Raw genomic sequence first — 16,810 nt, forward strand, 5'->3', positions numbered from 1 at the left:
TTTAGCAAGGGGTCACTGTGGACAACCAAGAGAAGCTCTTCGCCTACCTCAAGAAGACCGCGGCCGAGCTCCAGGAGACGCGCAAGCGCCTGCACAAGCTGGAGGCCGGCGACTACGAGCCGATGGCGATCGTCGGGATGGCGTGCCGCTACCCGGGCCGGGTGGAGAGCCCGGAGGACCTCTGGCGGCTGCTGTCGGAGGGCGGCGACGCGGTCGGAGAGTTCCCGACCGACCGCGGCTGGGACCTGGAGAGCGTGTACGACCCGGACCCGGAGAAGTCCGGACGGTCGTACACGCAGTCCGGCGCGTTCGTGCGCGACGCCAGCGGGTTCGACGCGGGGTTCTTCGGGATCAGCCCGCGCGAGGCACTGGCGATGGACCCGCAGCAGCGGCTGCTTCTCGAGGTGTCGTGGGAGGCCCTGGAGCGGGCGGGCATCGACGCCGGAACCCTGCGCGGCAGCAAGACCGGCGTGTTCGTCGGCGGTTTCACGTCGAACTACATAGTGAACCTGGAGCTGGCGGAAGGGGGCACGGCCGGGCTTGAGGGACACATGATGACCGGCAACCTCACCGCCGTCCTCTCCGGCCGCGTGTCGTACGTCCTGGGCCTGGAGGGCCCGGCGCTGACGGTGGACACGGCCTGTTCGTCCTCCCTCGTGGCGCTGCACCTGGCCTGCCAGGCGATCCGGTCGGGCGAGTGCTCGATGGCGCTGGCCGGCGGCGTGACGGTGCTGGCGACACCGGGCATGTTCGTCGAGTTCTCCCGGCAGCAGGGCCTGTCCGTGGACGGCCGGTGCCGCGCCTTCTCCGAGGACGCGAACGGCACCGGCTGGGCCGAGGGCACCGGCATGGTCGTCGTGGAACGCCTGTCCGACGCGCGCCGCAACGGGCACAAGGTCCTCGCGGTCATCCGCGGCAGCGCGATCAACCAGGACGGCGCGTCCAACGGCCTGACCGCCCCCAACGGCCCGTCCCAGCAGCGCGTGATCCGCGCCGCACTCGACAACTCCCGCCTCTCGGCGGCCGACGTGGACGCGGTGGAGGCGCACGGCACGGGCACCCGGCTGGGCGACCCGATCGAGGCCCAGGCCCTCCTGGCCACCTACGGCCAGGAGCGGGCCGGGGGCCGGCCGCTGTGGCTGGGCTCGGTGAAGTCCAACATCGGCCACACGCAGGCCGCTTCCGGCGTCGCCGGTGTGATCAAGATGGTGCTCGCGATGCAGCACGGCGAGCTGCCGCGGACGCTGCACGTCAAGGAGCCCACGCCGCACGTGGACTGGTCCGCCGGCGAGGTGGAGCTGCTGACGGAACCGGTGCCCTGGCCGGCCGGGGAGCGCCCGCGCCGTGCGGGCGTCTCCTCGTTCGGCGGCAGCGGCACCAACGCCCACCTCATCCTGGAGGAGGCGCCCGCCGACGAGGGCGCGGGCGGCAAGCCGGCCGCCGCCGACGCGACCGGTGGCGCGGCGCGGGAGACCGCGGCACCGGAGGACGGTACGGCCGGGACGGCGGACGCGGGCGGTTCCGCCGCCGCGGGGCCCGTGGTGGCCGGCGCCGGCGCGTGGCTGGTGTCGGGGCGCTCGGCGGACGGCCTGGCGGCGCAGGCGGACCGGCTGCGCGAGTGGGCCACCGCCCGCCCGGAGCTGGAACCGGCCGACGTGGCCTGGTCGTCGGCGACCACGCGGGCGGCCTTCGAACACCGCGCCGTGGTGGTGGGCGACGACCGGGACGCGCTGCTCGCCGGCCTGGAGGCCCTGGCCGGGGGGACGCCCAGCGGCGCCGTCGTCTCCGGCGTGGCCACGACCGATGTGCGACCGGTGTTCGCCTTCGCGGGCCAGGGCTCGCAGTGGCTGGGCATGGGCCGCGAGCTGGCGGAGGCCAGCCCGGTGTTCGCGGCTCGTCTCGCCGAGTGCGAGGCGGCGTTGGCGCCGTATGTCGACTGGTCGTTGAGTGAGGTACTGGCGGGCGCGGAGGGTGCGCCCGAGATGGTGGCCGCCGATGTGGTGCAGCCGGCGTTGTGGGCGGTGATGGTGTCCCTGGCGGCGGTGTGGGAGGCCGCTGGTGTGGCCCCTGATGCGGTGGTGGGTCATTCGCAGGGTGAGATCGCCGCCGCGACGGTCGCCGGGATGCTGTCGCTGGAGGACGGCGCCCGGGTGGTGGCGTTGCGTTCGCAGTCGCTGAAGGTGCTGGCGGGCGCGGGCGGCATGCTCTCGGTGAGCCTGTCCGCCGCGTCGGTCGTGGAGCGGCTGCCGCGTTGGGGCGAGCGTCTGTCGCTGGCCGCCGTCAACGGCCCGGCCGCGGTGGTCGTGTCCGGTGAGCCGCAGGCGCTGGAGGAGCTGAAGGCCGAGCTGGAGGCGGACGGCGTCCGGGCCCGCATGGTGGCCGTGGACTACGCCTCGCACTCCGCCCAGGTCGAGCGCCTGGAAGAGGAGATCCTCTCCGTCCTGGCCGCGATCGCGCCGCGCAAGGGCCGCGTGCCGATGGTGTCGGCCATGTCGGGCGAGACCCTGACCGGCGAGGAACTGGACGCCGCGTACTGGTACGAGAGCCTGCGCGCGACGGTCCACTACGACCGCGCCGTGCGCACCCTCGCCGGCCAGGGGCACCAGGTCTTCCTGGAGATCACCCCGCACCCGGTGCTGATGGGCGCGATGAACGACACGCTGGAGGAGGTCGCGCGCGAGGCGGGTCCCGGCGCGGTGGCCGCCGCGGTGTGCGGGACGCTGCGCCGCGACGACGGCGGCGCGACGCGCCTGGTCACCTCGCTGGCCGAGGCGTTCGTCCACGGTGTGGCGGTGGACTGGGCGAAGGTGCTGCCCGCCGCCCGCCGGGTGGACCTGCCGACGTACGCCTTCCAGCACGAACGCTACTGGCCGAAGGGGACGTTGACGGACCTGTCCGTCCGGGCGTCCGGCGGTGACGCGACGTCGCTGGGCCTCGGCGCGGTGGGACACCCGCTGCTGGGCGCGGTGGTGGAACTGGCCGGTGGCGCGGGCCTCGTCTGCACGGGGCGCCTGTCGGTGCGCACGCAGCCCTGGCTGGCCGACCACGCCGTCGGCGGCGTGATGCTGCTTCCGGGCACCGCCTTCGTGGAACTCGCGGTACGCGCCGGCGACCAGGCCGGATGCGGCCTGCTGGAGGAACTGACGCTCCAGGCACCGCTGGTGGTGCCTTCCGACGGCAGCGGAGTGCAGATCCAGGTCGTGGTGGCCGCGGCCGACGCCGAGGGCCGCCGCGGGGTGGAGGTGTTCTCCCGCCCCGACGGAGCCGGTGCCCAGCAGGCGTGGGCGCGGCACGCCAGCGGCGTGGTGGCCCCCGCCCTGACGGCCGGGCCGGCCGGGCCGGCCGAGGACCTGCGGGAATGGCCGCCGCGGAACGCCGAGCCGCTGGACATCGCGGACCTGTACGCGGTGCACCTGGCGGACGTGTACGGCCCGGCCTTCCACGGGCTGCGGGCCGCCTGGCGCCGGGGCGACGACCTCTACGCCGAGGTGACGCTGCCCGACGAGGTGGTACACGAGGCGGGCAAGTACGCCCTGCACCCGGCGCTGCTCGACGCCGCGCTGCACGGCGCGGCCCTCGCGGAGACGGACGCCGAGGCCGAGCCGGGGCGGATCCGGATGCCGTTCGCGTGGACGGGCGTCGAGCTGCACGCCGGTGGCGCCTCGGTGCTGCGCGTACGGCTGCGCCGTGACGAGCAGGGCGGCCTGTCGCTGACGGCCGCGGACGCCACCGGAGCCCCGGTGGTGTCGGTGGGTTCGCTGGTGAAGCGCCTGGTGTCGATGGACCAACTCCCGTCCGCCGCAACCGGCTTGACCGATTCGCTGTTCGTCACGGACTGGGCGGCCGTGGCCGAGTCCCCGGCTCCGGCCGGCGAGTGGGCGCTGATCGGCGCCGACCGGTTCGGGCTCCTCGAAGGGCTGGGCGCCGCGGGGGTGGCCGTGCGCACCTTCGCCGGCCTCGCCGAGCTGGCCGCCGCCGCCGAGGCGGGTGACATCGACCCGCGCACGGTCGTCGTCTGCGCCGGCGGCGAGGGCGACGACATGGCGGAAGCCGCCCGGCAGGCGACCGGTGAGGCCCTGGGCCTGGTCCAGCGGTGGCTGGCCGAACGGCGCCTGGACGCCGCGCGGCTGCTGGTCGTCACCCGGGGCGCGGTCGACGCGGCCGCCGGTGAGCCGGTGTCCGACCCGGCCGCCGCCGCCGTGTGGGGGCTGCTGAGGTCGGCGCAGGCGGAGAACCCCGGCCGGCTGCTCCTCGCGGACCTGCCCGCCGCGGACGCCGGGCGACACGCCCGGGTGCTGCCCTCCGTCCTCGACAGCGGCGAACCGGAGCTGGTGATCCGCGGACAGGCCGCCTACGGCAGACGGCTGACCCGGCCCTCCGGCGAACTCGCACCGGTCGAGTGGCCGGCCGCGCCGAAGGCCGACGCCACGGCCCGGTCCGTCCTCGTGACGGGCGGCACCGGCACGCTGGGCGCGCTGGTGGCCCGGCACCTGGTGGCGACGGGCCGCGCCGGCGGTGCCGTGCTGACCAGCCGTTCCGGCCCGGGCGCCGCCGGTGTGGCGGTGCTCGCCGCGGAGCTGGCGGAGCTCGGCGCGTGGGTCCGGATCGTCGCGTGCGACGCGGCCGACCGCACCGCGCTGGCCGCGCTCCTGGAGACCGTGCCGGCGGAGAACCCGCTGGGTTCCGTCATCCACTCCGCCGGAGTCGTCGACGACGGCGTCATCGAACTGCTGACGCCCGAGCGCCTCGCGGCGGTCATGCGCCCGAAGGTCGACGCCGCCTGGCACCTGCACGAACTCACCGCGCACCTGGACCTGGAGCGCTTCGTCACGTTCTCCTCTGCGGCGGCCACCTTCGGCGCGCCCGGCCAGGGCAGCTACGTGGCGGCGAACTCGTTCATGGACGCCCTGGCGGGATACCGGCGCGCGGCCGGGCTCGCGGGCCTCTCGCTCCAGCTCGGCCCCTGGGCGCACGAGGAGGGCATCGGCCGGAACCTGGACGAGCGGCTGCTGTCGCGGATCGACCGGAGCTTCGTACCGCTGGACGCCGAAGCGGGACTCGTCGTCCTGGACGTGGCACTGGCCCGAGACGAGGCGGTCCTGGTACCCGCCCGCCTGGACCTGGCGGCACTGCGCGCACAGGCCGCGGGCAGCGACGACGTCCCCCCGCTGTGGCGGGCGCTGGCGGGCCCGTCCGCCCGGCGCACCGCCGCCGCGGGCACCGTCGCGGGAGCGGGCACCGTCCTCGGCGTGGGCGCCGCGGCGGGAGAGGCGCTGCGGCGGCAGCTGGCATCGGTGCCGGCCGCCGAACGCGCCCGCCTGCTCCTCGACATGGTGTGCGCCCACGTGGCCGCCGTCCTGGGGCACGCGTCGGCCGAGGCGATCGAGGCCAGCCGGGCCTTCACCGACGTGGGCTTCGACTCGCTGACCGCCGTGGAACTGCGCAACCGGCTGAACGCGGAGACCGGACTGCGGCTGCCGGCCACCCTCGTCTTCGACTACCCCACCCCGGCGGCCCTGGCCGGGCTGCTGCGCGCGGAACTGGCGGGCGACCTGCCCGCCGTCACGGCGCCGTCCGCCCCGGCGGCGGCGGGAGCGGCGGACGAGCCGATCGCGATCGTCGGCATGGCCTGCCGCTACCCCGGCGGCGCGGCCGGCCCGGAGGAGCTGTGGCAGCTGCTGGCCTCCGGCTCGGACGCCATCGGCCCGTTCCCGCAGGACCGCGGCTGGGACATCGAGGCGCTCTACGACCCGGAGTCGAAACGCGCCGGGACGTCGTACACGCAAGGGGGCGGGTTCGTCCGGAACGCGAGCGGGTTCGACGCGGCGTTCTTCGGCATCAGCCCGCGCGAGGCCCTGGCTATGGACCCGCAGCAGCGCCTGCTCCTGGAGACGTCGTGGGAGGCGTTCGAGCGGGCCGGCATCGACCCGCACACCCTGCGCGGCAGCCAGACCGGCGCCTTCGTCGGCGGATACAGCTCCCGGTACGGAACCAACGTGGAGCTGGAGGGCACGGAGGTCGTCGAGGGACACCTGGTGACCGGGAACGCGACCAGCGTCCTCTCCGGCCGGCTGTCCTACACCTTCGGCCTGGAGGGCCCGGCGGTGACGGTCGACACGGCGTGCTCCTCGTCGCTGGTCGCCCTGCACATGGCCTGCCAGGCGATCCGGGCGGGCGAGTGCTCGCTCGCCCTCGCCGGCGGCGCCACGGTCACCGCCACCCCGGACGTGTTCGTCGCCTTCGCCAAGGCCGGCGGAGTGTCGGTGGACGGACGCTGCAAGTCGTTCGCGGCCTCGGCCGACGGCTCGGGCTTCGCCGAGGGCGCGGGCATGCTCGTGGTGGAGCGCCTGTCGGACGCCCGGCGCAACGGGCACAAGGTGCTCGCGGTGATCCCCGGCTCGGCGATCAACCAGGACGGCGCGTCGAACGGTCTGACCGCCCCCAACGGCCCGTCGCAGCAGCGGGTGATCCGCGCGGCACTGGCCGCCGCCCGGGTGTCGCCCGCCGAGGTGGACGTGGTGGAAGCCCACGGTTCCGCGACCACCCTCGGCGACCCGATCGAGGCACAGGCCCTGCTCGCCACTTACGGCCGGGAGCGGCCGGCCGAACGCCCGCTGTGGCTCGGGTCGGTGAAGTCCAACATCGGACACACCCAGGCCGCCGCCGGTGTGGCGGGCGTGATGAAGATGGTGCTCGCGCTGCAGCACGAGCAGCTGCCGCGAACGCTGCACGTCGACGAGCCGACACCGCACGTCGACTGGTCGGTGGGCGACGTACGGCTGCTGACGGATGCCGTCCCGTGGCCCGCCGGCGAGCGGGTGCGCCGCGCCGGTGTGTCGGCGTTCGGGATGAGCGGCACCAACGTCCACGTCATCCTGGAGGAAGCCCCGGCCGAGGACGGCGAAGCGGCCCACACCCCGGAGGAGCCCACCGACGTGGCCCCGACGGCCACCGCTCCGGCGGTGGTCGAGGCCGGTGGCGTCAGTGTGTGGCCGGTGTCGGGTCGCACGTCGGAGGGTCTGACGGCGCAGGCGGAGCGGCTGCGGCAGTGGGTTGAGGCGCGGCCGGAGTTGGCGCCGGTGGACGTGGCGTGGTCGCTGGCGGCGACGCGGTCGTCGTTCGAGCAGCGCGCCGTTGTGGTCGGCGGTGACCGGGCGGAGTTGTTGGCGGGGCTGGAGAGCCTGGCGGACGGGGCGCCTGCGCGGTCTGTTGTCGCGGGTGTGGCCCGGTCCGGTGGGCGGACGGTGTTTGTGTTCGCGGGGCAGGGGTCGCAGTGGGTGGGCATGGGCCGGGAGTTGGCGGAGTCCAGCCCGGTGTTCGCTGCCCGTCTCGCGGAGTGTGAGCGGGCGCTGGCGCCGTATGTGTCGTGGTCGTTGAGTGAGGTGCTGGCGGGTGCGCAGGGTGCGCCCGAGATGGTGGCCGCCGATGTGGTGCAGCCGGCGCTGTGGGCGGTGATGGTGTCGCTCGCGGCGGTCTGGGAGGCCGCTGGTGTGACCCCCGACGCTGTAGTGGGCCATTCCCAGGGTGAGATCGCCGCCGCGACGGTGGCGGGGATGCTGTCGCTGGAGGACGGCGCCCGGGTGGTGGCGGTGCGTTCCCGCGCGCTGAGTGGTTTGTCGGTCGAGGGCTCGATGGTGTCGGTGGTGATGCCGTCGGAGGCGGTGGCGGAGCTTGCCACGGGCTGGGGTGAGCGGTTGTCGGTGGCGGCGGTCAACGGTCCGGCCTCCGTCGTTGTCTCGGGTGAGCCGGGGGCGTTGGCGGAGTTCGAGCGAGAGCTCGCTTCCCGGCATGTGCTCCGCTGGCGTATTCCGGAGACGGATTTCGTCGCGCATTCGCCGGTGGTGGAGCCGCTGGCGGCGGTGCTGGAGCAGGAGCTTGCCGGGATCACGCCGCGGGAGGGCCGTGTTCCGATGGTTTCGACGGTCACGGGTGAGTGGCTTTCGGGTCCGGAGGTGGACGCGGGGTATTGGTTCGCGAACCTGCGGCGGATGGTCCGTTTCGAAGAGGCCGTCCGGGCCCTGCTGGGGGCCGGTTACGGCGACTTCGTCGAGGTTTCCCCGCATCCGGTGCTGACCGCTGCGGTGACGGAGACGGCCGAGGACGCGGGCGTGAGCGGCGTGCTGACGGTGGGCACGCTGGAGCGCGACAACGCCGGCGTGTCCCGGCTGCTCACTTCCTTCGCCCAGGCCTACGTCGGTGGCCTGCCGGTGGACTGGAAGACGGTCCTCCCCGCCGGTGAGCCGGTGGAGTTGCCCACCTACGCCTTCCAGCAGGAGCAGTACTGGCTCAAGTCGGCGGTGACCCCGACCCCCATAGGCGGGGACGGCGCGAGCGCGGCGGCCGAGGCGGAGTTCTGGGCCGCCGTCGAGGGCGGTGACCTCGCGGGGATCGCCCAGACGCTGGCGATCGAGGACGAGAAGCAGCTCAGCGCGGTGCTGCCGGCGCTGGCCTCCTGGCGGCGGCGTGAGCAGGACAAGTCGGTCACCGCCAAGTGGCGTTACCGCGTGACCTGGGCGCCGGTCACGGAGCCGGGCACCGTCCGGCTGCCGGGGCAGTGGCTGGTCGTGACGCCCGCCGGTCCGGCCGCGGCCGAGCTGACGCGGGGATGTGTCACGGCACTGACCGCGCGCGGCGCCCAGGTGACCGTCGTCGAGGTGCCGGCCGCGACGGTGGGCCGGGCCGGCCTGGCCGTGCTGCTCGACCGGGAGCTGCGGAACGCCGGCACGGAATCCGGCGCGCTGTCCGGCGCGGTCTCGCTGCTGGCCCTCGACGAGGCGCCCGTACCGGACCACCCCGTGGTGTGCGCGGGACTGGCCGCCACGCTGGCACTCGTGCAGGCGCTGGGAGACGCCGGGGTCGGCGCACCGCTGTGGCTCCTCACCCACGGCGCCGTCGCCACCGGGCCCGGCGAGGTGCCGACCAGCCCGTCGCAGGCGCAGGTCTGGGGCTTCGGCCGCGTCGTCGGACTCGAATACCCGGACCGCTGGGGCGGGTTGATCGACCTGCCCGCCGCACTGGACGAGCGGACGGGCGCGCGGCTGGTGGCCGTGCTGTCCGGCTGCGGCGAGAACCAGGCGGCGATCAGGCCGGCCGGAATCCTGGGCCGCAGGCTCACCCACGCCCCGCAGCCCTCGGCGCACGACGGCAGGCGCTCCGTGCGCGGCACGGCGCTGGTCACCGGTGGCACCGGGGCGCTCGGCGGGCACGTGGCCCACTGGCTCGCCGGGCGTGACGCCGGCCGGCTGGTGCTGACCAGCCGCTCCGGGCCCGCAGGAGCGGGCGTCGCGGCGCAGGCCGCCGGCCTGGCCGCCCGAGGCACCCGTGTGGACGTCGTGACCTGCGACGTGAGCGACCGCTCGGAGCTCGCCGGACTCGTGGACTGGATCGGTGCGAGCGGCCCCGGGCTCTCCACGGTGGTACACACCGCGGCCGTGCTGGACGACGGCGTGATCGACGGCCTGTCCGCGGCCCGCCTGGAGACGGCGCTGGCCGCCAAGGCCGCGGGCGCCGCCCACCTGGACGAGCTGACCGCCGGCCTGGACCTGGACGCGTTCGTGCTGTTCTCGTCCGTGGTGGCCACCACGGGCGGCCCGGGCCAGGGCAACTACGCCGCGGCCAACGCGTACCTGGACGCCCTCGCCGAGAACCGGCGCGGCCGGGGGCTCCCCGGTCTCGCCGTGGCCTGGGGCCCGTGGGCGGCCGGAGTGGCGCAGGGCTCCGAGGCCGCGCGGCAGCGGCTGGCCCGCAACCAGTGGGAAGGAGTGATGGACCCGGACCTGGCGATCCGCGCCCTGGGCGAGGCGTTCGACGGTTCCGACACCGTCCTGACGGTGACGAACATCGACTGGTCCGTCATCCTCGCGACGCCGCGGTCGGCGGCGAGCCTGCTGGAGGTCCCGCTGATGCGGGACCTGCCGGAAGTCCGCCAACTGGCCGGGCTCCTCGCGGACGCCCCCGCCGTTCGGGAAGAAGAAGGCGACCTGACGCGTCGGCTGTCCGCCATGAGCAGGACCGAACAGCACCGGACCCTGACCGAACTCGTGCAGGCCAAGGCAGCCCACGTACTGGGCCACGCCTCACACGACGCGGTCGAGGCGGGCCGCGCCTTCAGTGAACTGGGCTTCGACTCCCTGACCGCGGTGGAACTGCGCAACGACCTCAACACCGCGACCGGACTGCGCCTCCCCGCGACCCTGCTGTTCGACTACCCCAGCCCGGGTGCCCTCAGCGAGTACCTCCGCACGGAGCTGCTGGGGGCCCTGCCGGACGACACCGCGGTACCGACGGCGGCACAGGGCCCGTCCGTGGCGGACGAGCCGATCGCGATCGTCGGCATGAGCTGCCGCTACCCCGGCGGCGTGACCGACCCCGACGGACTGTGGGCGCTCCTCGGCTCGGGCGGGGACGGGATCTCCGGCTTCCCGGAGGACCGGGGCTGGGATCTGGAGGCGCTCGGCGACACCTCGTACGTGCGGCACGGCGGCTTCATCGAGGACATGAGCGGGTTCGACGCCGGGTTCTTCGGCATCAGCCCCCGCGAGGCGCTGGCCATGGACCCGCAGCAGCGGCTGCTCCTCGAACTGTCCTGGGAGGCCCTCGAACGGGCCGGTATCGACCCGGAGTCGGCGCGCGGCAGCTCGACCGGCGTCTTCGCCGGCGGCTACGCGTCCGGCTACGGATACGGCGCGGACCTCGGCGGCGCGGCCCACCTCATCACCGGCAACGCGACGAGCGTGCTCTCGGGCCGCGTGTCGTACGCGCTGGGCCTGGAGGGCCCGGCGGTGACGGTGGACACGGCGTGTTCGTCGTCGCTGGTGGCGCTGCACCTGGCCGCGCAGGCACTGCGCTCGGGCGAGTGCTCGATGGCGCTGGCCGGAGGCATCACGCTCCTCGTGACCCCCGAGGGTTTCGTCGGTTTCAGCGAGCAGAGCGGTCTGGCGGCCGACGGGCGCTGCAAGGCGTTCTCGGCGGACGCGGACGGCATGGGCTTCGCCGAGGGCGCGGGCATGGTCGTCGTGGAGCGGCTGTCCGACGCGCGGCGCAACGGGCACCCGGTGCTCGCGGTGCTGCGCGGCAGCGCGACCAACCAGGACGGCGCGTCGAACGGCCTGACCGCCCCCAACGGCCCCTCGCAGCAGCGGGTGATCCGGGCGGCGTTGGCCAACGCCCGTCTGACGGCCGCCGACGTGGACGCCGTCGAGGCGCACGGCACGGGCACCAAGCTGGGTGACCCGATCGAGGCCCAGGCGCTCCTCGCGACGTACGGGCAGGAACGGCCGGAGGGCCGGCCGCTGCTGCTCGGCTCGGTGAAGTCGAACATCGGTCACACGCAGGCCGCCGCCGGTGTGGCGGGCGTCATCAAGATGGTGCTCGCCCTGCGGAACGAGCAGTTGCCGCGGACCCTGCACGCGGACGAGCCGTCCCCGCACGTCGACTGGACGGCCGGCGACGTGCGGCTGCTGACGGAAGCGGCGCCGTGGCCCGCGGGCGGACGGCCGCGGCGGGCGGGCGTGTCCTCGTTCGGCCTGAGCGGCACCAACGCCCACATCATCCTGGAGGAGGCCCCGGCCCCCGAAGCGGACCCGGTCGAGAACGACAACGCCGGTCCGGACGACACCGCCGACGAGGCCGTGGTCGAGCTCGACGGCGTCGGCGCGTGGCTGGTGTCCGGCCGGTCGGCCGAGGGCCTGGCGGCGCAGGCGGAACGTTTGCGCGAGTGGGTGAGCGCGCGTCCGGGCCTGGAGCCGGCGGACGTGGCGTGGTCGCTCGCGACGACGCGGTCGGTGTTCGACCACCGTGCGGTCGTCGTGGGCCGTGACCGGGCGGAACTCGTGTCGGGCCTGGAGAACCTGGCGGCCGACGTGCCCGCCGGTTCGGTGGTCGCCGGGGCGGCCCGGCCGGGCGTGCGGACGGTGTTCGCCTTCGCGGGCCAGGGCTCGCAGTGGGCGGGCATGGGCCGCGAACTCAGCGCCACCAGCCCGGTGTTCGCGGCGCGTCTCGCGGAGTGCGAGCGGGCGTTGGCGCCGTTCGTGGAGTGGTCGCTGAGCGACGTCCTCGCGGGCGCCGAGGGCGCCCCCGCGCTGGAGGCCGCGGATGTGGTGCAGCCGGCGCTGTGGGCGGTGATGGTGTCCCTGGCGGCGGTGTGGGAGGCGGCCGGGGTCACACCGGAGGCGGTGGTGGGCCACTCGCAGGGCGAGATCGCCGCGGCGACGGTGGCCGGAATGCTCAGCGTCGAGGACGGCGCCCGCGTGGTGGCGCTGCGCTCGCGGGCGTTGAAGGCGCTGGCGGGCGCGGGCGGGATGCTGTCGGTGAGCCTGTCGGCCGCGGCGGTCGAGGAGCGGCTGCCGCGTTGGGGTGAGCGTCTGTCGCTGGCGGCGGTGAACGGCCCGGCCGCGGTGGTGGTGTCCGGTGAGCCGGAGGCGCTGGAGGAGCTGAAGGCCGAGCTGGAGGCGGAGGGCGTCCGCGCGCGGATGGTGGCCGTGGACTACGCCTCGCACAGCGTCCAGGTCGAACGGCTGGAGCGGGAGATCACGTCCGCTCTCGCCGGGATCACCCCGCGCGGGGGCCGGGTGCCCATGGTGTCGGCGATGACGGGCGAGACCCTGACGGGTGAGGAACTGGACGCCGACTACTGGTACGCGTCCCTGCGCGCGACGGTGCATTACGACCGCGCGGTGCGGGTGCTGGCCGGCCAGGGGCACCAGATGTTCGTCGAGGTGACCCCGCACCCGGTGCTGATGGGTGCGATGAACGACACGCTGGAGGAGGTCGCGCAGGGCGCGGTCCCCGCCGGGGTGTGCGGGACGCTGCGCCGCGACGACGGCGGCGCGACGCGCCTGGTCACCTCGCTGGCCGAGGCGTTCGTCCACGGTGTGGCGGTGGACTGGAAGAAGGTGCTGCCCTCGGCGGAGCGGGTGGAGCTGCCGACGTACGCCTTCCGGCACGAGCGGTACTGGCCGCGCGCGGCCGGACCGGTCGGCGGCGGGGACGCGGTGTCGCTGGGCCTCGGCGCGGTGGATCACCCGCTGCTGGGCGCCGCGGTGGAGCTGGCCGGTGGTGCGGGGCTGGTGTGTACGGGTCGGTTGTCGGTGCGGACGCATCCGTGGCTCGCTGATCACGTGGTGGGCGGTGTGGTTCTGCTGCCGGGTACCGGTTTCGTGGAGATGGTCGTGCGGGCCGGGGATCTGGTGGGCTGCGGTCTGCTGGAGGAGCTGACGTTGCAGGCGCCGCTGGTGCTTCCCGGTGACGGCGGCGGTGTGCGGGTCCAGGTCGTGGTGGCCGACGCCGACGCCGAGGGGCGCCGCGCGGTCGAGGTGTTCTCCCGGCCCGACGGTTCCGACGAGCCCTGGATTCAGCACGCCGGCGGCACCGTCGCGCCCTCCGGTCCCGTTCACGCGGCGGAGGACGACCTGGCCGTCTGGCCGCCGCGCGAGGCCACGGCCGTGGACATCGGCGGGATGTACGACGAGGCGGCGGGGGCGTACGGCTACGGCCCGGCGTTCCAGGGGCTGCGCGCGGTGTGGCGCCGGGGCGAGGACGTCTTCGCCGAGGTGGAGCTCCCCGAGGCCGTGGCACGGGACGCGGGCTCCTTCGCACTGCACCCGGCGCTGCTCGACGCGGTGCTGCACGCCGGCGGCCTCGTCGGCGAGGCCGAGCGGGACGAGCCGGGTCAGGTGCGGCTGCCGTTCGCGTGGACGGGCGTGGAGCTGCACGCCGGTGGCGCCTCGGTGCTGCGGGCGCGACTGCGGCGGGACGGCCAGGGCGGTCTGAACGTGACGGCGGCGGACACCTCGGGCGCTCCGGTGGTGTCGGTGGCGTCACTGATCACCCGCCCGGTGTCGGCGGACCGACTGCGGCCCGCCGAAGAGGGAGTGGCGGACTCGCTGTTCACCGTCGAGTGGACCCCGGTCCCCGAGACCGCCGTACCGGCGGGGGAGTGGGCACTGGTCGGTGCCGACCGTTTCGGCCTGGCGGAAGCACTCAGGGCGGCCGGGGTGCCGGTGCGTACCTTCACCGGCCTCACCGAGCTCGCCGCCGCCGTCGAGGCGGGCACCGCCGCTCCCGGGACTGTGCTGGCCTGCGCGGGTGACGAGGACGGTACGGACGGCGACGTGGCGCGGGCCGCGTGCCGGGCGACCGGCGCGGCCCTGGGGCTGGCGCAGGACTGGTTCGGCGACGAGCGCCTGGAGTCGGCCCAGCTGGTGGTCGTGACCCGTGGAGGCGTGGCCGCCTCCGCCGGCGAGCGGGTGTCCGACCTCGCGGCGGCTGCCGTCTGGGGTCTGCTGCGTTCGGCGCAGTCGGAGAACCCGGGTCGGTTGGTGCTGGTGGACCTGCCGGCCGGGGCCGTGATGGGTGAGGCTGCCGCGGTGTTGCCGTCGGTGGTGGATTGCGGCGAGGCGGAGTTGGCGGTTCGGGGCGGGGTCGCTCTGGGCCGGCGGCTGTCGCGTCCGTCGGGTGGTCTGGTGGTGCCCGAGGGGTTGTGGCGGCTGGAGCCGGACGCGGGCGGGTCGCTGGACGGTCTGGTGGCGGGGGAGTCGCCGGGGGCCGGTGATCCGCTGGAGGCCGGGCAGGTGCGGGTGGCGGTGCGGACGGCCGGGTTGAACTTCCGGGACGTGCTGATCGGCCTGGGCATGTACCCGGGTGGTGGCGTGCTGGGCAGCGAGATCGCCGGAACGGTGATCGAGACCGGCCCGGAGGTCTCGGGTCTGGTGGTCGGCGACCGCGTGATGGGCGTCGCCGCCGGCGGTTTCGGCCCGGTCGTGGTGACGGACGCCCGGCAACTGACACGGATACCCGACGGCTGGTCCTACGCCGACGCCGCGGCCGTCCCCAGCGCCTTCATGACGGCGTGGTACGCGTTGGTGGAGTTGGCGGGTGCGCGGGCCGGTCAGCGGGTGCTGGTGCACGCGGCGGCCGGTGGTGTGGGAATGGCGGCGGTGCAGATCGCCCGGCATCTCGGGTTGGAGGTCTTCGCGACCGCGAGTGTGGCCAAGTGGCCGGTGCTGGCGGCGATGGGGCTGGACGAGGCGCACGTCTCCTCGTCGCGCAGTGCCGGTTTCGAGGCGGAGTTCCTGGCCGCCACGGGCGGCGCGGGGGTGGACATCGTGGTGAACTCCCTGGCAGGGGAGCTGACGGACGCCTCGCTGCGGTTGCTGCCGAAGGGCGGTGCGTTCATCGAGATGGGCCGCACGGACCTCCGGGACGCCGACGACCTGGCGCAGCGGCATCCCGGTGTCGTCTACCGGCCGTTCGAGCTCGGCGAGGCCGGGCCGGAGCGGCTGGGGGAGATGCTCGGGCGGATCGTCGGTCTGATGGCCGCGGGTGAGCTGTCGCGGTTGCCGGTGCGGGCGTGGGACGTGCGGCGGGCGCGGGAGGCGTTCCGGTTCATGTCGCAGGCACGGCACACCGGAAAGATGGTCCTGACCCTTCCGGCCACCTCCGCCGTGTCGCAACTGGTCGCCGCCGCCCCGGTCGCCTCGCGGCCGGCCCGGCGGTCGGCGCTGGTGACGGGTGGTACGGGCACGCTGGGTGGTCTCGTGGCGCGTCATCTGGCCGCGACGGGACGGGCCGACGGGCTGGTGCTGACCGGCCGCTCGGGCCCGTCCGCCCCGAACGTGGCCGCACTGGCGGCGGAACTGGCGCTGTTGGGCGCGGCGGTGCAGATCGTGGCCTGTGACGCGGCCGACCGGGACGCGCTCGCCACCGTCATCGCGGGGGCCGCCAAGGAGACGTCACTGACGACCGTCGTCCACACCGCCGGCGTCCTGGACGACGGGACGATCGCCTCGCTCACCCCCGAGCGGGTGGAGACGGTGATGCGGCCCAAGGCCGACGGCGCGTGGAACCTGCATGAACTCACCCGGGACATGGACCTGGAACACTTCGTGCTGTTCTCCTCGGCGGCGGCCACCTTCGGCGCGGCCGGCCAGGGCAACTACGTCGCGGCCAACGCGTTCCTCGACGCGCTGGCGGCCGACCGGCGCGCGGCAGGACTGCCCGGAACGTCCCTGGCCTGGGGCCTCTGGGACGAGGCCAGCGCCCTGACCGGGCAGCTCACCGACTCCGAACGGGCACGCATCAACCGGGGCGGCGTCACCGCCCTCAGCGCGGACGACGGACTGGCCCTGCTGGATCTGGCCCTCACCCGCGACGAGGCCGTTCTCGTCCCGGCCCACCTCGACCTGGCCGGGCTGCGGGCGCAAGCCGCCCGCAGCGCCGAAGTGCCGCCGCTGTGGCGGCAGTTGGTGCGGGGTGGCACCGGGCGGCGTGCGGCCGTCTCGGGTGGCGGCGGCGCGGACTCGCTGCACCAGCAGTTGGCGGGGCTCGCGCCCCAGGACCGGGAGCGCAGGCTCACCGACCTGATCCGCACCCATGTGGCGGCCGTGCTGGGCCACGCCTCGGCCGACGCGATCGAACCCACCAGGGCCTTCACGGACCTCGGCTTCGACTCGCTCACCGCCGTGGAACTGCGCAACCGCCTCAACACCGCGACCGGCCTGCGGCTGCCGGCCACCCTCGTCTTCGACTACCCCAACCCCCTGGAACTGGCCGCGTTCCTCCAGGAAAAGCTGTCACCGGAGATCGCTGAACATGGCGCGGCGATACCCGCCGAGGAGAAACTCCGGAAGGCGCTCGCGAGCGTTCCGCTGTCCAGGTTCCGTGAGGCCGGACTCATGGAAGCGCTGATGCGGCTCGCCGACGTCCACGACGACGACCTCGTGAACGACAAGGGCGAAGAGGTCGGGGACTTCGACGCACTGGACGCGGAAAGCCTGATCCGCCTGGCCCTGGACGGCGAGTCGGAGTGAAG

Annotated in this window: 1 protein-coding gene; it reads left to right on the plus strand. The window is 74.7% G+C overall.

Annotated features, from left to right (window positions below):
• Positions 1-17 precede the first annotated feature (17 nt).
• A complete protein-coding gene (locus ACSNOK_RS01505) occupies positions 18-16,808 on the plus strand; it encodes a type I polyketide synthase (RefSeq protein ID WP_436778677.1) in 16,791 nt (5,596 codons plus the stop codon).
• The last annotated feature ends 2 nt before the right edge of the window (positions 16,809-16,810 follow it).

This window comes from Streptomyces sp. URMC 126, from assembly GCF_051386555.1.
GTDB lineage: Bacteria > Actinomycetota > Actinomycetes > Streptomycetales > Streptomycetaceae > Streptomyces.